13 protein-coding genes and 1 tRNA gene are annotated in these 24,660 nt (G+C 35.0%); 5 read left to right on the plus strand and 9 right to left on the minus strand.

Annotated elements, in window-relative coordinates; translation table 11 throughout:
• Positions 1–5 precede the first annotated feature (5 nt).
• The 6 genes from AC3E9W_RS21615 to AC3E9W_RS21640 form a co-directional block, all read right to left on the minus strand.
• Positions 6–1,643, minus strand: coding sequence for an RHS repeat domain-containing protein (locus tag AC3E9W_RS21615; protein ID WP_488769993.1), 1,638 nt, complete (start codon positions 1,641–1,643; stop codon positions 6–8).
• 176 nt (positions 1,644–1,819) lie between these two features.
• Positions 1,820–2,269: a hypothetical protein gene (locus AC3E9W_RS21620; protein ID WP_488769994.1), complete on the minus strand. Its 450-nt coding sequence runs from the start codon at positions 2,267–2,269 to the stop codon at positions 1,820–1,822.
• Positions 2,270–2,280: 11 nt separating this feature from the next.
• The gene (locus tag AC3E9W_RS21625; protein WP_488770007.1) at positions 2,281–3,465 is read right to left on the minus strand and encodes an RHS repeat domain-containing protein; all 1,185 of its coding nucleotides are present in this window, start codon (positions 3,463–3,465) and stop codon (positions 2,281–2,283) included.
• Entirely contained in the window at positions 3,462–3,941 is a 480-nt protein-coding gene (locus AC3E9W_RS21630) for a hypothetical protein (RefSeq protein ID WP_488769995.1), read from the minus strand. The genes AC3E9W_RS21625 and AC3E9W_RS21630 overlap by 4 nt, the downstream gene beginning before the upstream one ends.
• A gap of 3 nt (positions 3,942–3,944) precedes the next feature.
• Positions 3,945–13,871: a SpvB/TcaC N-terminal domain-containing protein gene (locus AC3E9W_RS21635; RefSeq protein WP_488769996.1), complete on the minus strand. Its 9,927-nt coding sequence runs from the start codon at positions 13,869–13,871 to the stop codon at positions 3,945–3,947.
• A 77-nt stretch (positions 13,872–13,948) separates the two neighbouring features.
• A complete protein-coding gene (locus AC3E9W_RS21640; protein ID WP_488769997.1) occupies positions 13,949–16,900 on the minus strand; it encodes a T9SS type A sorting domain-containing protein in 2,952 nt (983 codons plus the stop codon).
• Between the two features lie 553 nt (positions 16,901–17,453).
• On the opposite strand from AC3E9W_RS21640, the gene AC3E9W_RS21645 reads away from it, so the two are divergent.
• The 3 genes from AC3E9W_RS21645 (at position 17,454) to AC3E9W_RS21655 (ending at position 19,986) form a co-directional block, all read left to right on the plus strand.
• Positions 17,454–17,525, plus strand: a tRNA-Glu gene (locus AC3E9W_RS21645).
• A gap of 108 nt (positions 17,526–17,633) precedes the next feature.
• Positions 17,634–18,833, plus strand: a complete 1,200-nt coding sequence (locus AC3E9W_RS21650; RefSeq protein WP_488769998.1) for an outer membrane protein assembly factor BamB family protein — start codon at positions 17,634–17,636, stop codon at positions 18,831–18,833.
• 178 nt (positions 18,834–19,011) lie between these two features.
• Positions 19,012–19,986 carry a polyprenyl synthetase family protein gene (locus AC3E9W_RS21655; RefSeq protein ID WP_488769999.1) on the plus strand — a complete coding sequence of 325 codons (975 nt, stop codon included), beginning with the start codon at positions 19,012–19,014 and terminating at the stop codon, positions 19,984–19,986.
• 61 nt (positions 19,987–20,047) lie between these two features.
• Here AC3E9W_RS21655 and AC3E9W_RS21660 read toward each other — a convergent pair whose 3' ends face one another.
• Positions 20,048–20,353 carry a hypothetical protein gene (locus AC3E9W_RS21660; RefSeq protein ID WP_306158418.1) on the minus strand — a complete coding sequence of 102 codons (306 nt, stop codon included), beginning with the start codon at positions 20,351–20,353 and terminating at the stop codon, positions 20,048–20,050.
• A gap of 234 nt (positions 20,354–20,587) precedes the next feature.
• Positions 20,588–21,430, minus strand: a complete 843-nt coding sequence (locus AC3E9W_RS21665) for a leucine-rich repeat domain-containing protein (RefSeq protein WP_488770000.1) — start codon at positions 21,428–21,430, stop codon at positions 20,588–20,590.
• A 179-nt stretch (positions 21,431–21,609) separates the two neighbouring features.
• On the opposite strand from AC3E9W_RS21665, the gene AC3E9W_RS21670 reads away from it, so the two are divergent.
• A complete protein-coding gene (locus AC3E9W_RS21670) occupies positions 21,610–22,098 on the plus strand; it encodes a DUF1761 domain-containing protein (protein WP_306158415.1) in 489 nt (162 codons plus the stop codon).
• Between the two features lie 119 nt (positions 22,099–22,217).
• Positions 22,218–23,363, plus strand: a complete 1,146-nt coding sequence (locus AC3E9W_RS21675) for a GNAT family N-acetyltransferase (protein ID WP_488770001.1) — start codon at positions 22,218–22,220, stop codon at positions 23,361–23,363.
• A gap of 389 nt (positions 23,364–23,752) precedes the next feature.
• Here AC3E9W_RS21675 and AC3E9W_RS21680 read toward each other — a convergent pair whose 3' ends face one another.
• A complete protein-coding gene (locus AC3E9W_RS21680) occupies positions 23,753–24,622 on the minus strand; it encodes a diacylglycerol/lipid kinase family protein (RefSeq protein ID WP_306158411.1) in 870 nt (289 codons plus the stop codon).
• Positions 24,623–24,660 lie beyond the last annotated feature (38 nt).

The raw sequence follows: 24,660 nt of genomic DNA on the forward strand, positions 1-24,660 counted from the left end.
ATTTATTAAGGTTTTAATAGGTTATAAGTTGCTCTAAATATTGATGTCGGAATTGGTGCCACTGCATTGCTTATTCTATCAGAAAAAGTCCTTTCGTAGGTAGGTAATATATCATTTATTAAAGTAGTACTTGAATGCTGGAAGCCAAGAGATCCCATATTTACACCGCCACCAACTCCAACATTAATTCCCAAAGTAAATCCTTTCCAGCCTTTCTCCTTTAATGGATTTTTAACTGATGAAAAAGACCCTACATTTATACCTCCACCAACTATTGCTTTAACATCTGCTGATCCGTTAAAAGTATATGAATCACCTGAAAAAGTTGAAGGGTTTATAATTTGTCCTTTATCATCATTATATCCAAAAAATATACTTCCTCCTCCACTTGCTGCGATAGAAACCTGAGCTCCAACGGTCTTATTAATATGTCCCCCAGCATACACATAATTATAACCACTATATTTATTATCAGTAAAACTAGCAACAGAAACTTCTCCTCTCCATTGTGCACCGCCTAAAGCTGCTAAACTAATATCTACGTCTACTGTATATCCATAAACAAATCTATTTGGATCTATATTTCCAATACCTATGTCAATTGTTTTGTTTTTTGCAATATTAAAAGGCAAGTTTAGTATCTTATCTTCTCCCGCGGTTTTAACTCTAATCTCATTACCATTTTTTCCTCTAAAAATAATATCTAATGGTCCATTTCCATCAGGATCAGCGAATCTTACGGGATTGTTAAGTGTGTAGTTGTATGATGACCATCCTGCAAATTCTTCTGCCTTTTTATCTACCTCCAAAAAAATTCCAAGTTTCGGATCTTGGTATCTCGCACCAAAGTAATAAAGACCAGTTTCTCTATCTAATTCCTTCGAAGTAAACAAATACGTTGTATTCCATTTCGCGTTCTTTTCTTCCAAGAAAACCTCCCCGAAAGGAACATACTCAATATGCTGAACAACCTCGCCATCTAAATTAGTCAAATAAGACGAACTGCCCAAATGATCCGGATGATAATAAAACTGTTGTAACTCTGCATTATCGTTTTTAGCCGCTGCACTAAATTTTCCAGTCGTGCTAGAACTTGAAGCAGATTCCCCAGAAGGATTGCAGCAAAATCCTACACCGTTTACATAATCGTTATTATCTAAACCATAATAAGGAACTTCAAAAGAAGCATAATTATTCTTAACAACTTCTAAAGATTTCTTGTACTTGGCATCATAATTTACTTTCACTCCAGAAAATGATTCTCCTGCTTTTTCTAAACGTCTTGGATCGGCACCGTAACTGTCAAAATCTCCTATTTTAGAAACTATTCGCTGTGAACCAATATAGATATGTTTCGTATATCTTCCACCACTTTGTGCTACTAAATAAGGGTTTACGTAAAGTGTAAAATCTGATGTTGAGGTTTTTCCTCCTGAGAAAACAGAATTTACAAATATACCTTGTCCGCCACCTGCAAGCTTGGTTACACGCTCTCCGCCTGCATCGTAGGTGTAGGAAGAAACATAACCGTTAATGTCAGCCGCCATCAGACGGTTTTCTTCGTCCCATAACAGTTTCTTTTCTAAAGCTTTTTCGGCTGTTTTTCCGTCAATTTTAACTTCTGCTGTATATACATACACCATGTTTCCGTTGGCATCATAAACATACTTGTTGTTTTTCTGTTTATCTATTCTTATTTTTTATTTTTTATAATATTTTAACTTATTTCAGGACGAGACAGGGCGGACGCTCGCGCCAGCAGAAGAAGTCACATACATTCTAACAGCGAAGCGCATATCTGAGTGATTGAGTTTTGATTCTATTTGTTTTTATTAATATTCTCTATAGTTAAAAAAGGAGGATTTTCAATTTCTTCTCTAGAAAAACCAGCTTTCAAAATAGCTGTTGTATCTGTAATATGTTTTGATGAATTTACAATTATTACATCAGGATATTTTGACAAGGATTTTGCTAGATAAAAGAAGTTAATTTTTAAATTATTAATGTCTCGTGTTTCTTGTTCAGAATTTGAAATAGAATAATTTATACCTGAATTTGCCGTACTGTATTTTTTGCCATTTATAAAATATGTAAAATAAAAACTTGTTATTTTCGGCAACTTGTCTTTTAATGTAAATCTAACAATAATTTCCTTTCCATTATTTTCTATTTCCTTTTTGACAAAACTATCTTTAAAGCAAAGATATACTAGGCTCAAAACAGCTAATAGCAAAATCACGTGTCCACCACTTATTTTTTTTATCTTCATAGCTTAAAACTTTATTCTTTAAGTAGATTTGGCGTTGAATTGGCTCCAACGCTTACAATTCCTTTAAAATATTCTCTAACCATCGTCTCCGAAAAACTTGTCCCTGAAAGGTAATTATCTGTTGCTTTTCCAAATCGATTAGCTAAAACTGCAGAACCAGCTTGAACAGCCCACATTTCGGGAGATTCTGGAGTTTTAAAACCTTTATTAACAGTATAGCTAAATGTTTCCCCAAAGACCGCAGGACCAACTCCGGGTACTATTGAGCTGGCAGTTGAAACCATATTTATATCACCGAAACTATGCCCATTTGCTAAATATTGAGCTGTAGCATTTGCCGCCATATTTATTGCTGCAGATTTCAATGTTATTTGAGAAAGTGCATTTGCACCTTCTGACAATAAATAGTTTCCTCCTACTGCCAGACCACCTTCTAATATTAATACTGGAGCTACAACAACACTCGCAGCTATTAAAGCATGCTTAGTATCCTTAGATGGCCCATAATCGCCAGATGAAACGTAATTGCTCTTATAAGCTTTCACATTAACATTATCAAGTTCAATAGTATTGCCAATATCTTTGGCTCCATTTTGTCCTTTCCAAGTGGTAGAGGCCTTATCATATATCCAAGTACCTGTTTTATCAGTATGAACGGTTCCATTTTCAGCATCAACTCCTGTAGGAGGATCAGCACTCATACCAGTTGGATCAATAAACTTGACAGGATTATTAAGCCCATAAGCATACGAAGACCATCCTGCATATTTCTCCGCCAATGGATCACCAGATATAAATATTCCCAGTTTCGGATCCTGATATCTTGCCCCGAAATAGTAAAGACCAGTTTCCTTATCCAATTCTTTAGAAGTAAACAGATACGGCGTATTCCATTTCGCATTTTTCTCTTCTAAGAAAACCTCCCCGAAAGGAACATACTCAACATGCTGCACAAGTTCACCATCTAAATTAGTCAAATAAGACGAACTGCCCAAATGATCTGGATGATAATAAAATTGCTGTAATTCTGCGTTATCATTTTTAGTTGTCGCACTAAATTTCCAAGTTGTGCTAGAACTAGTGCCAGAATCTCCAGAAGGATTACAGCAGAATCCTACGCCATTTACATAATCGTTATTATCTAAACCATAATATGGTACTTCAAAAGCTGAGTAAATTATTCTTAATTGCCTTATTTCATTTTTTTAAATTTTCGATAAGAATCTAATGCTAAAACTTTACTTTCATCTATTTGCAGATACTTAATGATTTTAGCTAAAAAAGTGTCTGATGTGTATTGTCCTTTAAAAGTATCTATATAATATTCCCCATTTGCTTTAAAGATAATACCTGTCGAAAGAATGTTAATATATTCTCCTGTTCCATCTTTATCTTTTTTTAGAAATCTTACAAGAATTGTCCCTTCAAAAGGTTTTGTTGGCAAATTATTTTCTTTTTTCAAACTTAACAATTCTTTACAAATTGAAGTTATTTCTTTTTTATCTCTAATGTTGTATTCTTCAATTCCTCCAAAAATATCCAAAGATCTATTCTGAATATTTATTTCATATATTGAATCTAATAACTCCTTACTCACACTCTCTTTGGTACTACAACAGCTCATAAAAAAACATAATGAGCAAAATAACCAAATTTTATATATATTATTCATCCTTTATTGGCCTGGTTCTATTGTTAAACTTCTTATCAATTTCGCGCCAGAAGTCGAAGCATTTTTTTCCCCGCGCTTGTCATTAACATCTCTTGAAATTCCTTTTGAGAGCCCTGCCCCAACAGAAAAACCTCCGTAAGAGTCATCTGATGACTTAAACAAAGAACCACTAATAATACCATAGTTGCCACCTATTGATTCTTCAACTCCTTCAAATGCGTATCTATCAAATTTATTATATTTTTGATTAAAATTATAAATTAAACTAACTCCAAGAGAAGCACCCATTTCGATAGTATAACTTGGTTTTTCAAAACCAATATCCCATCCTTTTTCCGTCGAAGGTCGATAAAAAAATAAACCGCCCTTATCTTTACCTTTAAGAGGAGCAACAACCCCTATCGTTCCGCCAACATTTACCCCACCTGCATGTAATTCAGCCATCATGTTAAATCTAACAGCATCGGGCTTGCCTAAAATTGTAGCCCATAAATCTAGTCCATATATGACTGTTGGACCCATTGGAGCTCTACTAGTAGGATAAATTGGAGCTAAAATATTCTTCGAATAATAATCAATGTTATAGATATTAGATTTCATTACGAATGTCTGTCTATATTTATTTGCTATTGGATCCCATCCCCATATAATAATATCATTTGGAGCTTTACCATCGGGATCAACGAATTTCACTGGATTGTTTAAAGCATAAGTATATGACGACCAACCTTTAAATTTCTCTGCCAGCGGATCCACAGATATAAAGATTCCGAGTTTAGGGTCTTGATATCTTGCCCCAAAGTAGTACATTCCCGTTTCTTTGTCTAATTCCTTAGAAGTAAACAAATACGGCGTATTCCATTTCGCATTCTTTTCCTCTAAGAAAATCTCCCCGAAAGGAACGTATTCAATATGCTGTAATACTTCGCCATCTAAATTAGTCAAATAAGACGAACTTCCCAAATGATCAGGATGATAATAAAATTGTTGTAATTCTGCGTTATCATTTTTAGCTGTTGCACTAAATTTCCCAGTAGCGCTAGAACTAGAAGCAGATTCCCCAGAAGGATTGCAGCAGAAACCTACACCGTTTACGTAATCGTTGTTATCTAAACCATAATATGGTACTTCAAAAGAAGCGTAATTTCCTTTGACAACTTCAAGCGCTTTTTTGTACTTCGCGTCATAATTTACTTTCACTCCTGAGAATGATTCACCTGCTTTTTCCAATCGTCTTGGGTCTGCGCCATAACTATCAAAATCTCCTAGTTTAGAAACTATTCTTTGCGAACCTATGTAAATATGTTTAGTATAACGGCCACCACTTTGTGCTACTAAATAAGGATTTACATATAGTGTAAAATCTGATGTTGAGGTTTTTCCTCCAGAGAATACAGAATTTACAAATATGCCTTGTCCGCCACCTGAAAGCTTGGTTACACGCTCTCCGCCTGCATCGTAGGTGTAGGAAGAAACATAACCGTTTATATCAGCCGCCATCAGACGGTTTTCTTCGTCCCATAACAGTTTCTTCTCTTCGGCTTTCTGTGCAACCTGACCGTTTATCTTAACTTCTTCGGTATTTACATAGACCATGTTTCCGTTCTTGTCGTAAACATATTTGTTGTTTTTCTGTTTATCGACTTTCTGGTCTGTGTTTTTGGTTCGATATTCCGTTTCGGTTACATTATCCAACTGGTGTTTGTTGGTGCTGTTGTAATTGTAATTTAAAACATAACCTGCCTTCAGCGCACCCGTTTCTGTTACTTTGTTCTGCGCTACATTTTGTGTTTTGCTCACAATGTTGTGCAGATCGTCGTATTTCATTTCCAGATTGTAATTGGCCGTTTTCTGGTCGGCTCCTGTGTATACTCCATTGGCACTGGTTAACTGATACAAATTATCATAGCTGTAATTGTGTGCCATTATACCGCCCATTTTGTTTGCAACTCCAGCCGCGCTGTTGGTTACATTAAGCACATTGCTTACTTTATCATACTGATATTTGTTATTCATGAACATTCTAGGGGTGTTTGTTCCCTGATAGCCCGTTCCTGAAGCAACAGTCATTTGATCCAATCTTCGTCTTAAAGGCTCGTAATTGTATTTGGTTTCGGTTCCGTTACAGTATTTTAAATAGCTTCTCTGTTCGAATTTATCATATCCTATTTTGTTTACATAATTGTAACTGTAGGCTTTTTTACCGGCAACGGCTTGCAATAAGCCACCTGAATTATAGGTATAGCTAATTTTTTCCTGATCAGGATAAACCATTTCCTGCAAACGGTTCCACGAATCGTATTTCCAGCTTGTAACATAGGTTGCAATGGCAGAATTTGGCACAATGAGAGTTCTGCGAATACTTTCGATTTCGCCCATAATTCCATACGAGAATTCTTGTGCGCCCGTAGCATCTTCCATCAAAATCAATCTTCCTTTGCGGTTCTGGCTTTCGTTTTTAGAACCAAAAACATAGCGCACATCGTTTTCAGGATGTTCAGGATAGTGAATATTGGTTAATCTGTTAAATTCATATTCGTAGCTTATTTTTTTGCTTTTTGCTTCTAGATTGGCTGTTTGTCTTTCTAGCAGATTGCCTAAAGCATCAAATTTAAAGGTGCTTTTTCCTGCATCTGGCTGAACGACCTGTGTACGTCTGTCACCCATGTCGTAAGTGCTTAAAGTCTGCTGCCCTTGTGCATCGGTGACACTGCTGTTTCTGCCAATTCCGTCATAACCAAATTGCGTCACCACACTATTGGCGTCAAGGGTTTTCATAGTTAATCCTGAACCGTTGGCATAACTTGCATTGGTGTTATTTAAAGCATCGGTTACTTCTGTTTTTAGTAAATCACCTTCAATGGTATAAGCCATTTTTGTTTCGGCACCATCAGGCAGTATAGTCGAAACTGGCCTGTCCAAAATATCGTAAGCCGTTTTAGAAGGCTCAACAGCATCAAAAGTGTCTGTAAATTTATTCCAATCTCCTAATGGCGAAGTCTGTGGATAGTACGCTGCCGTTACACGTCCGAAAGCATCATACTTTGCACGTCCTGAAACTATCATAACGTCTTTTTGCACGTCAGGTGCTGCGTTGTCTGTTATGGCAGCATCTTTTTTTACCTGAATTGGTCTTCCTAACCCGTCTACAAAAGTTACGGTCTCGATAGGGTCATTTGGATGCTGTGCGTCAAAATGTTTCGTTTTTGCATACGCCGTTCTACTGATATCCCCGTTAGATACAATTGTGGTCGGAAAATATTCCATCTGAATGGTATACGGCTGTCCTATTGCAGCTTCTTTTGGCCCTTGAACTTTTGTGAGCCTACCAAACTCGTCGATTTCTTTTTTAATTACATATCCGTTTATATCTTCAGTTTCTAAGGGAATTCCATAACGACTGTCGTAGTTTCTGGCATAACTGCGGTAGTCAAAATTATCTGAGATTTCTTCGACATACATTTTAAATTGATCGTCGTAACGGTATTTATAAAACGGACGCTCCTTTTTATAATTCTCCGGTAATGTTTTTTGCGTTATGTTTCCAAATGCATCATATTTTAAATCGGTTACCGCCCATTGGCTGTCATTTAATTTCTGACTCAACTGCGTCATATGATTGGCGTAATTAGTATCATAAACCGCTTTTACTTCACGCACAGCTATATTACCCATTGTAACTTTACTGTTCACTGGCAGGCTTAAAATGTGTTTGGCTAAATTGTTTGTATACGCAATTTCTGTTTTATAATTTCCAGTGCTGTTATCCTTATAGCTATAACTTTTCAGATCTCCAAAATCTCCAGAACCCACATAATATTCGTTATGTATTTCGTTTAATTTTAGCGGTGCCGTTCCTCCTTCGTAGGCAAATGAAATATTGCTTTTAACGGGGCTAAAGCTCACCCCTCTGTCTGAACAAATTTTATTTACGGCTGTAAAATCGTATTTGTCTCCATTAGCTTTTACGGCATAGGTAAAATAGTTTTGTGTATTCTCTGTATATTTTGCCCCAGAATTGGTATCGCTGTTAACACCTTCATTGCTTTCTAAAACAGAACTTAACAATTGTCCGCTATTGTAATAATCCGACACATCGTAATTTTGCGTAAGTGTTCTATATACTTTGTCTCCGTTTTCGGTGTCTATATTTTGAGTTTTTACTTCTCCAAAACCTAAAAAAATTCTTTCGTGTCTTTCGTATTTTCCTTTTGCATAAGCAAACTGCGTTTTCATGTTTGGTCCATCACTGGCAATTCCGTCTTTTACAGCCACACTTTGCATAACCCATTTTCCTCCAGGATGATCGTAAGAAGGCTCAGTTCGGCTATAGTCAACAATAAATTCTCCCCCTAGTGGCGTATAAACTGCTTTTAATTTGTTGGTACGCGCAATTGTAGAACGTTTTACGTCCATTGCATCATCTTCGGTAGAAGTTAAATAATCTGGGAATCCATCTCCATCGATATCTTGTAATTGCGTTTCTGTGCGATTACTTGAAAGCCCGACAGATACACCAGGGTTAATTGCTACTTTAACCAATAGAATAGGTATAGGAATCGTATAAGCTGTATTAAGAGATTCTGCAGTCGAAGATCCTTGACCTAAAACACTTAATCCATTCCATGCAATAGCATCACTATAACGATCTCCTAAATTCAGACGAACCAGATTATTTTTAAATACCTGATCAACTAATCCGTCCCCATTTACATCTTGTAAAGTGAAATCGTTCCATGTAATATTTTTTACTATCCCATATCCTGCACTAATGGAAGATGAACCAAAATCCATCCCCAGTCCGAAACTTGGAGATATCGACTCTGCTTTTGTAATATCTTCTAAACCATAATCTATAGGTTCTGTAAGACCATATCCTAAATTAAGCTGTACCTTTTTATTGTTTAAAATTTTATCAGGAAGACCATCACCATTTACATCTGTCCAAGATTGTACTGTTTCTTCTTTATTATAATCAACACTACCGCTCGGAGTAAAATCTGTTTTACTTTTAGCACTCTCCAATGCAATTTTATCACTATTAGCCTGCCCGATCGCCTTTACAAGCTTTTCAGGATCTCCTTTTAAAATAGTACGTATGATATTGGATACTGATGCGTTATAATTTGCCTGTGCAGTATTTATTGCATTAGCATGTTTTGCAGCAGAACCTGCCGACAACCCATAAGATTGCGAAGTACTGCTGTGCAAACCAGAAATAACAATCTTTTCTCCATCAAATCCTCCTCTGCTATTACTCATCAGAATGTTTCCTTTGCTGATAATATCTGGAAAACCATCTCCATTCATATCCTGAAAATCAGTAATCATTTCAGAGGTTCCATCTGCTTCACTAGCAGTAAAAGGGCTTACACCAAATTGTTTGGCTATACTTTTCCCTTTTGTTATTTTGTTTACTCCAATTGCTCCTGCACCTTCTGTACAATATGGATTATTTGTATTTATACCCCCCGCAGCCAAACCATCCAGCGGATTAGTGAGTACTACGTTATCTTCGCCTAAACGTGAGCTTGATACCACAGTTCCGTTTACATAGGTTAAATTATCTGTTCCTGACCAATATTTTTTAGTTGTTATGTCAGGATGCATCATATTAAAGATCATTTTTCGAGGATCCAAGTCTGCTTTATCCGAATCTGGCAAAAACAATTTGCTTTCATCTATTGGCTGGTTGTAACGCCCATCCATTGCATTGTAAACAAACTGCCCCCAATGACGCTGCATGGATCCAAATTTTTCTGCGCCAGCTGTTTGTCCAAATATTGCCGCTATGACAGGAGTACCATTTACAATAACAGTTGGTTTTATGGCAGCCTGATCTGAAATTGTTCCTAAAGCTCCTGCATCAGACAATGAATATTCAATCCAAATTTTATCTCCTGCCATTGCTTGTACAGTTAATGGCGTTGTTTCTAAAAATGCTCCGTTTATCATTGGATAACTCTTTTTACCCAATAATTTACCATCGCTAGTTTTTGCTGATAAGGTTACTTTATAACCAGTGTCGTCTGTATTAGTTCCAGTTAAAGTCGGCACTAAGTTAAGCTCACCTGATTCTGTTGCTGTATATACATTTCCTTCTACTAAATGATTAGCATAAACGCTATAATCTTTAAAAGGAATAGTTTCATAATCAGAATCTCCAGTAATAGTAATTACGGTTTGTGGTCCTGAACCACTTATTTTATAATTCCCTAGAGGATAATGGGTTAATTTGGCATCCCACTGTACTTTATCCCACTCAATGTTACTATCTGTTGTTAAAGCTACTTTTAATTCCTGATAGTCGTCCCCGATTGACGGTAATACGCAGGTTGCGGTAAGCACTCCATTAGAAACCTGTTCTGCCCCAAAGTTGGCACACCATAACTGCCTAAAAACTCCTGAATACGTTTTTCCTGAAATAATTACCAAAATATCATCGCTCGTAACTGGTTTTGTAAATATTCCTGTTATCTGTACTACTCCGGGTTTTGCCGCCTCTTGAAGTATGACATTAGTTGTACTGTTTTCTACAACAAATCCCTCACTGGCTTTATAACTAAAACGTCCTTGCCCATCTGGATTTAATGGTAAATTACTGCGGCTGGCATCTGTATAAGTTATAGTAGGATTCCAGTCGACCTGATCAAAAGCTCCATTTGCCAGATCTGTACGGCCTGACTGTACTCTAAAATAAACTTTTTCTCCTTTCGCTACTGTTTGAGAAGCAATTGAAAGATTTGCTGAAGCATTTGTTTTTGTAAGTGGTTTTGGCGCTATAATTTGTGTCGCTCCTTTTTGAATTCCTACAAACACACCATCTGCCAAAGCATATTCCTCTTCATCATAAACTCCTGTTGGAGGCATTAATGTAGCCGTGCTTTCTATTTTTATAGTTCCTGCAAATGGAGCTTCCCACACTCTCACCACATCATGTAGTGGCGAATTAGCAATAAGTTCTTTTTGCTCTTCTGGATCTACAGCTGTAACACTAGTGTCGATATTTCCTCCTCCTACCATTGGACTTGGAGTATCAGAGCTTGAAGTAGTAAAAGTTGGAATTGCAACACCATTTAGGTTTACAATATGGTTGAAATATACTACACCATTACGCACTAAATCGACCAATCCGTCATTATTGACATCTTGAAAATAAGTGCTATTAGTGGTTTTAGTTGTTTGAAAATTGGTTCCCGCTGAAGCAATTGCTTTTCCTACTCCAACTCTTGCGCTTATACCATAACTAGTTGCTGCCGATTTAGTCAGCGAAATATTGGAAATTCCATGTACATCATAACGTTCACCAAAAGTATTATTGCCCAAATTCGGACGATAATAAATATTTCCCGAATCTTTAAAAACTTTATCTGCCAAGCCATCTCCATTAATATCAACTAGTGCTAAAAGCCCTTTAGATTCTGATGGGGAAAATGAAAAACTGGCACCGACAGTATTGCCGGTAGTAGGTTGTCCATCGGCAGGGCCAACTCCTACATATAATGAAAAACTTCCTGAAGTTGAAACACCGCCACCTAATGCCGAAATCTTGTCATTAAAAATCACCTCTCCAGCTACTCTATCAGTTTTTGTAATAACTCCATTACCAGTTATATTATCTTTTCCAGTATCCCAATTTTCTGTGTTGCTACTAAACGGTACATATCCTTCTGCTGCTTTTACATCGTCATAATATTCAAAAACATGTTCGTTGAATTTCGATCCACTTGCATCATTTTGCACTATTTTTTCTAATAGTGTTTTCTTAAATGCTCCGTCATCTTTTTTATATACAAAATCATAGCTGCGAAGCGTTGTTCCCAAATGCGCAACGGTTATTTTACTCAACGTTTTTTGCTTTGAGGTTAAAAATCCGTAACGTCCGCTGTTTGTTTTTACTGTTTTTGAGTCTCCATTTGTAAAAGTAATAACTGTATGTGCATTGTCATTTTTATTACCATATTCTACAGCTGCCAAATAAATTGCCTTCGCTTTTACATTCCCTTGAATGCTTTCATCAAATTTCGAATGGCTGTATTTTATAAAGTCACCATGTAAATCTGTTACACTGCTCAAATACCATTCGGCAATATTTCCATTATCGCCTTTAAGTAGCTGGTCGTATTTATATAAAGTCCCATTTTTGTCTGTTACTTCCCAAGTGTAGTTTTTAGGATCTGTTCCTTTTCTGATAATTTTATTGAAACCGCCTTCCGTTCTTGGATAAAATTGAACATCGCCTGTTTTACGTGCTATTTTATCTCCTCGGTGTGCCACTGCTGCATTTTGATTATCCATTTGAACCAGCATCGTGCCATTAAAACTATAAGTTTCCGTTTCATCCGTTGCACTGTAACGCGGTACACCCCAACGTGTATCAACACTTATTGAAGGGACTTGCAGATCCCATCCTTCTCCTAGCCAGCCGCTGCCTCCATCACTATTATAATTAACAGCTATGTTTGGTTGCATTCCGTTACGTGCCGGCGGAAGCTCTACTGTATAACTTAAATTTGCAGATCCATGTTGATTTGCTGTCGGTGCTTGTATTGTCTGTACTCCCGACGTTGGATCTGCCGCTTTGATATCACTCATCATGGTAGCCGTGAAACCTTGAGTATCTGGAGATTCAGGAGATTTTATTACCCCATTTATCATGTCTGTAAAATGAGTGGTTTTAGATATGATAACCTGATGCTCAATATCAAGACTATCACGCTCTAGAGCTTCCCAATGTCCATTATTTTTATCAAAATAAAAAGTACGAATGTCTTCTTCTGTATATCCAGGTGGTAATAATTCTTTGTTATAGCCTAGTTTAACCACTGCACCTTCTGCAAAATGTTCTCCATGGGGCAAAAAGCGATATCCTCTTCCATTAGTCAGATTGGTCATCATAGGTTCTAACGCCGGCAAATCAAGCGACCTTAGAGGGGTAATACTTAATATTTTATTTTGCAGTAAAGCCTTTTCATTAACTTCAATACTGGCGGCCCCGACTGTTAATATCATTTTTTGCCCCTTTACAAATGCTTTAGACTGGCTGGCAAGAACATCCATCAATGGTTGTTGATATGATAATGAAACTGATTTTGCTACAACACTTTGTTCTAACGTTTGTCCATTAGCAGCAATTGAAATTTTCACTTCTGCATCACTTTTTTTAGAAAAAATTGTTTCAAAAAAGCCATTTTGATGTGCGATCGTTTTTCCGTCAATTTTTATCTTACTGTCAGCATTTAACCCATCTATAAAACCGCTAATATAATTTTCTCCATTAAAATTTATGGCTGTTAAATTATCTATACGAAGTGATTTCGATTTTATTTTTTCTACTACAAAAGCAACATTTCGAACCTGATATCCGTAAGTTGCATTTTCTGGCAATGAAAACAATAGTGTGTTATCTCCTTTTTGCAAACTAGATGCACTTATATATTGTTCCTGATTACTCCATTTATCATTTTTTTGAACCCAGGTTCCTCCTCTTGATAATTCATCATTTATACTAATAGCCACTCCGTAGTGATCTGAAACACCTTGTAATTCATAAGTCAACTTTACACGATCGTCTGCATTTATTTCATTTTTTATAAAAAAGTGAAATAAATTATCTGCAGGGTTGTCTGAGGTTTTACCTGCATATACCCCAATAATACCCTCTTTTTCTAAAGCAGGAATTATCATCTCAGCAGAATTATTTATTTCATTTTTATTATTAGGTGCTTTGATTTCACCAGTACTCCTAACAGGTATTAGTGCTGAATTTTCTTCATTACTATTTGAATTTTTTCTTAAAGATATAGAAGAAAATACATCTCTTGAAAATACATGATTGTAAGCGAGTGCACTTTGTCCAAATATTATCCCAGCCAATACTACTGCTGTGATTTTTTTTATAGTCGATTTCAAACCTTCTTTCTTTTCCATTTTTTCTGGTTTTCCTAAATTGTATTTTGGATAATTATTTTATTAGATCGAGAATTTATAGTCTAAATTTTCTTTTTCTAGTTGATGATGATTGACTTAGAAAATTCTCCTTCAGCAGTAAGTGCTTTTACGATATAAATGCCAGGTGCAGCCAGACTCGTACTAAATGTGGTTGCTTTTTGTACTTCTGCATTTCTTAACTGTGATATTAAAGTTCCCGAAGTATTAAATAGCAATACCATCACCTCTGAAGGAGCATCTAAATTGACGTAGATAGTAAAATTTGCTCCTGCTTTTGATGGTACTGGCGCCACTATAAGCTTGTCATTTATAACAGGAGTTGGAGGAAGAGGAACTTCTTTACATACAGGAGCAGCTAATTCTATTTTCTGCACTACCTTGCTTGTTACACCATCTCCTTCTGTGATATTTAAATAAGATGCTGTTCCCCAAACCAACTTTGCAGGACTGGTTACAAACCCCGTATGAGTTAAATTGTAGATTCCGTTGCTTGTTCCGTCTAAAGCCACAAAACCATAATAAGATAATCCGGTATCTGCTGCAGCCAGATTTTGAGTACCTGCCAAAACTGCATCAACCCAACATTTTAATATGCCGTTTTCAATTCCTAATTTTATTCGGCTGCCTTTAACTAAAGTTGTTAAAGCGACTTGTGATGCAACACCTTTATTCCAGAAATACAATTTATTTTGTTTTATCTGAACCCCGTAATTAAGAGATGTTGAATTAAGTGTCGTTCGCTGGTTTATAAAACCAATATATTTATCTGATGTCAAATCTGTCACAGCCCATTCCAAGGTTCCATTTCCTGCAGCTGGTAATGCTGTAGTTGTTGCTACCGCCACCAAGCTAGCACCTCCTGTTTTCTCAAAATTGGTACCTATCATTTCTAATGTCAAATCATAATTACCTGCTGCCAAACCAGCCAAGGATTTTTCTGATTCATAAAAAGTTCCTGTTTGTAAAACTGTTGCTTCTCCAGTTTTATTCAACGTATACTTATATCCAGGCAATCCTTCTTTTACTTCTATATCTATTATACCATTTTCCTGTAAAATATCATTTGCACAAGTAGGCGCTGTTCCTTCTACTAATGCTATTAATTTTACTGCAGTATTTTTGTATCCAAAAGAAAAAACATCTTTACCATTTCCATCAGCATCCCAAATTACATTATTGAAGATTATTTTTTTTCTGCTTAAGTCTATATCACTTACCGGATAATATTCTACATCATCAACTCCAAAGTTACCTGACCCAGAGCGATCAATTATCAGAAAACTTTTGTCGGTATAATTTGCAAATTCTGTGGCTCTAGAAGCATCATAAGAAAGCTCTATCCTAGAGCCTGTCGCCGCAAAACCTCCATGTAAAAGTGTTAATGAAGTATCGGTGTTTTTTTTCTCTAATGTAACTACACCATAAAATGGCTTATCAATTTCAGATGCTAGTATTGCCAGTTTTCTTGTCGTGATAGATTTATCTCCGTTTGTATTATAGATATTGATAAAAAATTCATTTTGTTTTTTTTCAATCGTTACTTTGTAGTTCACACCAACCCCTCCTACATAAACAGGTTGCTTTGTGTTTTCTAGTATATAAGCATATCCGCTGCCATCAATTTTAACCCCATAATCTTGTGAACCCGCCACACCATTTTGTGCGCCAAATTTTACCTGTATTATGGTTCCAATCTGCGGAACTTTAAATTCCAAGTACCCATTTTTACTCCGCAAAGGAGTTGCCGTTACACTTGTTCCTGTGCTCGAAGCAGCAGTATTAGTAAAAGTACATTTGCCATAATTCACATCTACTGCAAGACCAGCGCTATTAAAGAGCAATGTTTTTTCTTCTGCAGTTGGCGGCAAAGTATTAGTACATAGTTTCCATGTTCTTGTCATTCTTTTAATTCCAGCAATACCTCCAGCATTTTGAGCCGTTAGGGCACCATTGTCATCACCCCATAAAATGGCAGTTTTATCTTCTAAGTCATTTCCAGGAAATTGTCCCATTACCAGCAATCGGTAACGAGAAGATTGATCCCTATAAGTCTGCTCTACATACGAATCGTATGAATCAGAGAAATTAGGTCCTTCTTCATAACTTGTGGTTGACACAGGCTGATTAAGAGCGCTGCTGTCATCTCTCATTATACCTGTAATACGGTTATTGTAATCTTTGTTAGCGCTCCAGTCCCAAATTAATTTATCATTACTTGCTATGTAAGAATCGCTTAAACTGACACCGTATTTGATAGCCAGATAAGTTTCTGCTTTTCTACGTTCAAGCGGATTTAGAACTCTGCTGTATACTAATAATTCTGGAATGTATCCGTAAAAGGTATTTCCAAAATTTTTCATATTATAGGTAGACAAACCATTGGCTGTATTAAGGTAACCATATCCAAGAGTCAGGTTTGACTTCTGGTCTTCTCCCCATACAGAAATGTTAGGCTGCTGATATTGATAATACGAGACAATTTTTAAAGACCGTTCTCTGAATTTCGCATCAGTACCTTCACTATTATCTTGCTTTCTGTATAAATCTTCGCCTACAGTACTTCCATAATCTAAAATTTCACCATCCCTCTCTATACTATTTACAACTTTGTCATTCGTAATTAATACATTCTCATTTGATCGTCCTGTAATTCCAAATAAAATGTTTTCAGTATTATAATAGGTTGGATAATATCCAAACAATCCTATTATTGTTCCCTGCTGCAGGTTGGTTTGATTTAAAAAGAATTGATAGCTCCATCCATCAAAATATAGTGCTTCATTAAAATTAAAATAACGACCACTAGATGAATATTCATTACTGGTATTCCATTTGTTAAGTTTTAATCCGTCTCCACTAAAGTCTTGCCAGCTAAAGTTCCCGTTTGCAAGACGATTCGTTTTAAACCATGCTTGCGTCCCATCAACACCTCCAGGTGACTGGCCATAATTAAAATAGTTTACTAATAAAACGAAACTCAAAATGATAATCTTCCTTATTTTTTTCATACTTTTTATTTGGTTGTCCTATCAGGAATTTTTAACTCGTGCTAGATAATAAACACCTTACAAAAATATATTATTTTTCTCACAAAATAATATATAAATTAAATTTTTTCTTGTTAAATGTTTTTATTTTGTAATTTTTTATCCTGAATATTTGTAAGAAATAGTACTGTAGATATACTTTTACAGATTTCCAAAGGAAGTATTGATTGTTTAATTTACTTTAAAGTTTACTTTAGAATTATCCTAATAAACATTCTCTTTTTTGCAATTACCTCTAAAAACCAATGAGAATATTCTTTAAAAAATGAAATTTTACATTTTTTTTCTAAATTATTTTTCAATAAAAAAGAAGCAATAATTTGTAGTGTCTCATCTTCTATACTCAAAACAACAAATTATGAATCAAAGCAATACAGCATCATTAACTTCTTTTATACAAAAATAAAAATCACTTTAAAGCAGTTCTTTTCTCAAAACAGCTTAAAAAATTTTTCAAAAAATCCTTTGTACATCTCAAAAATAGTTGCATTTTTGCACCCGCAATAGCAAAGCAGGTCCGTTCGTCTATCGGTTAGGACGCCAGGTTTTCATCCTGGTAAGGGGGGTTCGATTCCCCCACGGACTACTTACTAAAGACAAAAGCTTCAGAGAAATCTGGAGCTTTTTTTGTTTATATTTACTTCGTGAAATGTTTGAGAAAAAAGCAATCAAAAAATTCAACCCAAATCTTACAATGAAACAAAATCTAATAGCCCTTTTATTTGTATTCGCCTTTTCCAATATGTCTGGACAAGCACCCGCCAGCAAAACCAATTACACCAACAGCAAATTACCTCCAGAAGAAGCCGTTACTAATAAGTCTATAAAACCGCTTAAAAAAGAGTCTCTGGACGATACTTCAATTTTAATTTACGATTACGACGGTTCTCTTTTTTCATGGGATCTGGAAGTAGAAAGCATTGTTTGGACTTTAAAAGCTGCTGATGCTCCTGCTGAAATGTGTGCCAACAAAATAACGATCCATGATGGAGTTGTATATATTCCATTTGTTAATGGTGAAATTTATGCTGTGGATAACGGAACAGGCAATATTTTTTGGAAATCAAGATTAGGAAACATTGCAGATCAGATTGTTTTAAAAGATCAAACTCCGATTATAGCTAACGGAAAATTATTTATTACAGCTCAAAACCAAAACCAAAGCAGTAATTTATATGCTTTAGATTTAAAAGATGGAAGTTTGGCTTGGAACTATAAATTGGACACACCAACCAACGATATTGAACCATTATTTTTCGACAATAAGATTTTTACCCAAAGCGGAAACAATGTCTACTGTTTTGAAGCTAATACTGGAAAATTGCTTAATCAAAAAACTTTTGACGAAACCATTAACGGAAAACCGACTACTGATGGTGAAAGTGTTTTTGTAGCAGGCGATAAAAACTGGCTTTACGCTTTAAAACCAAACAGCCTAGATGTTTTGTGGCAGTTTAAAATTGAAGAGAACCAAGGCAACGTTAAAGAACGTATCGTATGTCACGACAAAAAAATATATTTTGCGGCGCAAGGCCCTGAAGTTTCATCAATATATGCTGTAGATTCAAAAACGGGAACGCAGCTTTGGAAAACCGATTTTAAAGCTGACAACGTAGAATACATTGTTAAAGAAGTGGAGAATCTTTGGGGATATACCAAAAAGAAGAAACTTTTTGAATTGGATTTATCAAACGGTGAAATCGCTTTTGAAGAAAAACTAACTACACTTCCTATTTCTAATATCGAATTTCCTGCAGATGAAAACTTGCTTTATTATTATTGTGATGCAGGCTTGATTCAGTTTGATTTAAAAGAAAAAGACGAAAACGTATATTATATGCGAACCTCGCTTAAAGACGATCCTTATAGCGCTTATATAAAGATAATCAGATAAAAGAAAAGAAGCTTCTTCAAATTAAAGAAGCTTCTTTTTTTTTGAAGCAAGCAAATTAGATAACTTTAAAAATACCGAAATACAGCTATTTCTATAAATATCTTATTACCAAAAACTCATACAAAAAATCATAAAAAACTGTATATTAGATATTTAAAATCCAAAATATTAAGTTTTCATGTATACGATACCGCAATACACAGATTTTTTTATTCGTTATTTAGAAAGCCAAAACATAGAAAAAAATCCTAAAAATCGATACAATTCCATTTCATACATGATGTTGCTAGGAGGAAAACGTCTGCGCCCTGTTCTTACCTTAATTGCAACAGAAATTTTTGGCTCCAATTTTAATCTGGCACTTCCTGCTGCTCTAGCTATAGAAACATTTCATAATTCGTCTTTAATTCATGATGACATTATAGATGACGATCCTATCAGAAGAGGAAAACCAACTGTGCATAAAAAGTGGAGCACCAATACAGCCATTCTTTCTGGAGACGCAATGATTATCTTAACCTACAAGCACTTAGAAAAATACGCCCCTGACCTCGCTTTGCAATTGATTAAAGCAATTAACAAAATGGCCTTAGAAATCTGCGAAGGGCAGCAATTGGATGTTGATTTTGAAAGCAGACAAAACGTTTCTGTCTCAGAATACCTAAAAATGATAGAATATAAAACTGGTTCGCTTATAGCCACCTCTTTAAAAATGGGCGCCATTATTGCGCAGGCTTCTCAGGAAAACTGTGATTTAATTTATGATTTCGGACTTAATTTGGGATTAGCATTTCAGCTTCAAGACGATTATCTTGATATTTATGGAGACACTCCTACTTTTGGCAGACGATTGTTCGGCGATATTATTTCGAACAAAAAAACTTATTTATACCTGAAAACACTTGAGCTTTTAAACGAAACCGACAAAGAAAAATTGCTAAAACTGTTTGGCGTTCGCCTTGACGATAATACAGAAAAAATAAAAACGGTTAACAAATTGTATCTAGCTTCGGGTATTGCAGATATAACTCAAAAAGAAATTCAAAAATACACTTTCAAAGCTTTCGAATCTTTAGACAAGATCAACATACCAGAAAGCAAAAAAAAGCTACTGAAAGACCTCGGAAAAGAATTAATGAATAGAAGAATTTAACTTAGAGAATAAAAAAAGACCACTTTCAAATGGTCCTTTTTGCTATTTATTTTGAGAAAAATTATGCTCTAAACAAAGCATATTTATTATGGTTGTACAAAACTTTATCATAAGGAACATAAAGCGAAACTATTTTCTCTGTCGATTCATCAAATTTGATTCCGTTATGTTTTCTAAACAAATAAATTTCTTTCAAACAATTAGAAAGACTCTGGTGGATTTCACTTGTAAAAGTTGGCAGTTTTTTATCTCCTACCAAAAGATCAATTTGATAGTTAGAACTGCTTTTTGATAAGTTATTACCAATAATTCTAATTGTAAAAGTTGTCGATTTTCCGTGTTGCTCTCCCTGATATTGCAGTGTCATGATTCTTCTTATTATTGATTAGTAATACCGCTTATTAATCGGTTTTTGGTTCTCTGGTTACTTCTATTAAAGTTATAAAAATTTTAGACAAACATAAAAAATCCTTTCTAAATTATATGTTATTTTTTTCAAGAAAGCTTTAAGCCTAAAAAAACGAAAACCGTAAGAAATTACGGTTTTAACAATTAACTAAATGTAAAATTCATTCATAAGCAGCGATCATTTTTGGGTAAACTATTGTAATTTATTTTCTTGGTTTATTTCTAATAAAAATGGATTTCCGTTCTCATCCATCATTGTCATATTCAAAGCGTCTAAAAGTGCTATATTTTTTGAAACTTCTCCTGTAAATTTATTGTACGAAAGATTCAATTCTGCCAAATTAGCCAACTTTTCAATTTCCAAAGGAATTGCGCCTGTAAAATCGTTATCAAACAAACTGAAATTTTGAAGTGCGTTCCAATTAATAATTTCACTTGTCAAATTTCCAGACAATTTGTTATGATTCAAAAGCAGTACTTTCAACCCAGCGATTTTATAAATCGAAACAGGCAATTTTCCTTGAATTTCATTATTAAAAACAGCTAAAACTTCTAACTGATTCAGTTTTCCAATTTCTGACGGAAGTTCTCCTGAAATCTTATTTCTAAAAAGCTCTAAATCTTTCAATTTTCCTAATTGGCAAATCGAAGCTGGAATTGCACCAGATAACTTATTATCGGCAATATTAATCACTTCCAATTCTTTTAAATTAAGAATTGACGAAGACAAGCTCCCTTCAATTTTATTGTTTTCTAGATTTAGCGATTCTAAATTTACAAGATCATAAAAAGCTTCTGGCAATTCTCCCTGCAGATTATTATCTGGCAGATTCAGCGCAACGACTTTTCCGTTTTCGGCTTTAACACCATACCAGGTAGAAACAGACAGACTTAAGTCCCACTTGTTTTTCCATTGCAAGCCATTTGTTGCGTGGTACAATTTTATAAGCGCTTCTTTTTCTTTATCCGAAACAGTATCTGCCAAAACACTTAGCGAAAACAGCCACGCAAAAAGAAAAGCGAGTAGATTTTTCATATTAGATTTGGGGAATTTAATATGCGACTAAATTATATAATTCATAGCTATAATGCACTATACATCGGCAAACTGTTGATAAAAATTTAATTTGTAAGATTTAACCCCCGTTTTAATTGTTTCCAAAAATCTATATTTTTTGATTACATTTGACTAACTAATTCTAAAAACCTCATATTATGCAAATTAACTTCATCGCATTATTTCTTGCAGCAATTGTTTCATTAGTAACTGGTTTTATCTGGTACAATCCAAAAGTATTCGGAACGATCTGGATGAGAGAAAATAATCTTACTCCAGAAGAGTTAAAAAAAGGAAATATGCTTAAAATCTTCGGATTAACGTACATTTTTTCTTTAATGATTACAATGACTTTAATGTCGCTAACTATTCACCAATCTGGTGCAGTCGGAATGGTTGGTGGACCGCCGATGCTAGATAGCGCAAAACCTTCTTTTGCTGCATTTATGGCAGATTATGGAATGGCTTACAGAACTTTTAAACACGGAGCGCTTCACGGTTTTATGTCGGGATTATTTTTTGCATTTCCTCTAATCGGAATCAATGGATTATTCGAAAGAAAATCTTGGAAATATATTTTCATCCATAGCGGATATTGGATTCTTACACTAACTCTTATGGGCGGAATCATTTGTGGATTTGCTTAAATAAAACATACAAAAACCCGTTTGAAGAATTGATCTCAAACGGGTTTTTCTTAATAATAACTTAAACCCCATTAGTTATTGTAAATATTATCTAATTTTGAAGAAATTAGTCGACTCTTTTGAATACAACCTATTCTTTCCAGATTTACAAAAGCGCATCCTTATTGCCTTTAGAATGGAATTCGCTCGCATCAAATAATATTTTTTTGACACGAGAATATCTCGAAGTGCTGGAAAATTCTTCTCCAGTAAATATGACTTGCCATTTTATTGGTCTTTTCGAAGAAAAAAAGCTAATCGGAATTGTTCTAACGCAATTCTTATTTGCTGAAAAACTAGAATCTTTTGGAGAACGCGATAAGTGTTTAAAAACTTCTGTGCGTAATTTTGCTTTAAAGAATTTTGCTTCGCACGTTTTATTCGTAGGAAACAATATGCTTACGGGTCAGAATGCTTTTGTCTTTGATAAAAATATCAAAGAATCAAAAGCTATTAAAACACTTCATAAAGCTATTAATCAGCTCAAAAAAGAGTTGAAAGAAAACGGAAAAAAAGTTCATATTACAAGCATAAAAGATTTTACTGCAAAAGAGATTGAACCGCTTCAGGCTGAATTCAAAAACAATTATACGTTTTCGACACAGCCAAATATGATTTTCGAAATCCATGAAAACTGGAAAACAGAACAAGATTATATCGACGCTTTATCCAAAAAATACCGCGATCAATACAAACGCGCACGTAAAAAATCGGAAGGAATTGCAAAACAGCAATTGTCGCTTTCTGAGATTAAACAATATGAAGATGTTATTTACGATTTGTATTTTCATGTTGCTAAAAATGCCCCCTTCAATACCTTTTTTCTAGCAAGAAATCATTTTAGTTTTTTTAAAGAAATAATGGGTGAAAACTTTCTGCTTTATGGCTATTTCTTAGATGAAAAACTCATCGGTTTCAACACTTTAATCAAAAATGGAAACGTAATGGATACGTACTTTTTAGGTTATGACGAAAGTGTCCAACGCGAAAAAATGTTGTATTTAAACATGCTTTACGATATGATTGCGTATTCTATCAAGAAAGGTTTTCGAGAAATTGTTTTTGCCAGAACAGCTCTCGAAATCAAAAGTTCGGTTGGTGCAAAACCAGTTAAAATGTATGGTTTAATAACGCACAGCAATGCTTTGATTAATCATAATATTTCAAGATTTTTTAATTATCTGGAACCAAAAACAGAATGGCAGGAACGTAATCCGTTTAAATAAAGTTGTCGCTCCGCTGGAGCTTTGATAATTGTCAATCAAATAATTGCTATAAATATTAAGCTCTTCCAGAGCTATTTTACATGATCCCATTTTGATTGCTGCCTAAATAAACATTGCCGAAAAAACTCCATATTTTTAACAATTATTCCTCTATGAATATTAATCTCCGTGGAGCTTATTTTTCTTTATGCTAATTTTTTCTATAAATATTTCGCTCTTCCAGAGCTATTTGTCGCCTCTTATTTTGAATTGATTTCAAATATTTTTGACAATAAATACTAATTAAAAAGCTCTGGAGGAGCTTAATATTTATAGCAATTATTCCAACCTTAGAGTCCCAAAAGCTCCAGCGGAGCGACACATACACAAAGCATTCTTCAGAAAAAAATCTAAGGCACTGCCAATTTCATCTGTTTATGAAGAATATGAATTTCTAGAGAAGTCTGAGCACCACAATATTCTCCATCGATTTGGAAATTAACGGGATAATCGGTTTTGATTTGCGCTTTATCTGTCGAAATAATTACAATATCATCAGAGTCGATTGGCATATTTCCTGTAATTATTTTTCCGATTAAAAGTAGATCTAGGCTTTTTAAAATTACCAATTCAAACTTTCCATCATTCATAGTACCATTCGGATTGATGATTACACCTGTTCCGTACTTTTGCGAATTAGCTATTACGATCATTCTCGCAACGTGCTCCACTACTTTATTGTTTGCCGTAATGGTAGCCACAAATGGTTCTTCCGATTCTTTGAGCGTTGTAAAAGCTTGCAATGCATAACCCCAAAATCCGCGAACATCACTTTGTTCGTAATTTTTAACCAGATTGGCATTCAAACCAAGGTCGCTTAAGTGAATGCTTTTTTTTCCGTTGATGCAAATCATATCCATTTCGATATAATGGTGTAAAAACGCTATTTTAAGGTTCTCCTCTATTCCTACTGGCAGATTCAAGTCAACTGAAAGTCCGTTGGCAGAACCTGCGGGCAGAATTCCGATAATAATGTCGTGTTCTTCCATAGCTTCGGCAACCATTTTAATGGTTCCGTCACCGCCGGCTACGACAATTCTTTCGGGAATATACTGATCGTATAATTTCTGAATTTCTTTCACATCATTTTTTCCGGTCGTTTCATAAACTTCCAGATCAAAATGATTTGTGGCTGCAAATTCCTGAACAGCTTCTATTAAATCTGATTTGTCGAGATCGCCAGAGATAGGATTTACGACAAAGATGACGTTCTTTTTCAAAATTTTATTTTTAAAACCAATTATATTAAGTAAATTAC

The sequence above is a fragment of the Flavobacterium sp. 38 genome, from assembly GCF_057799715.1.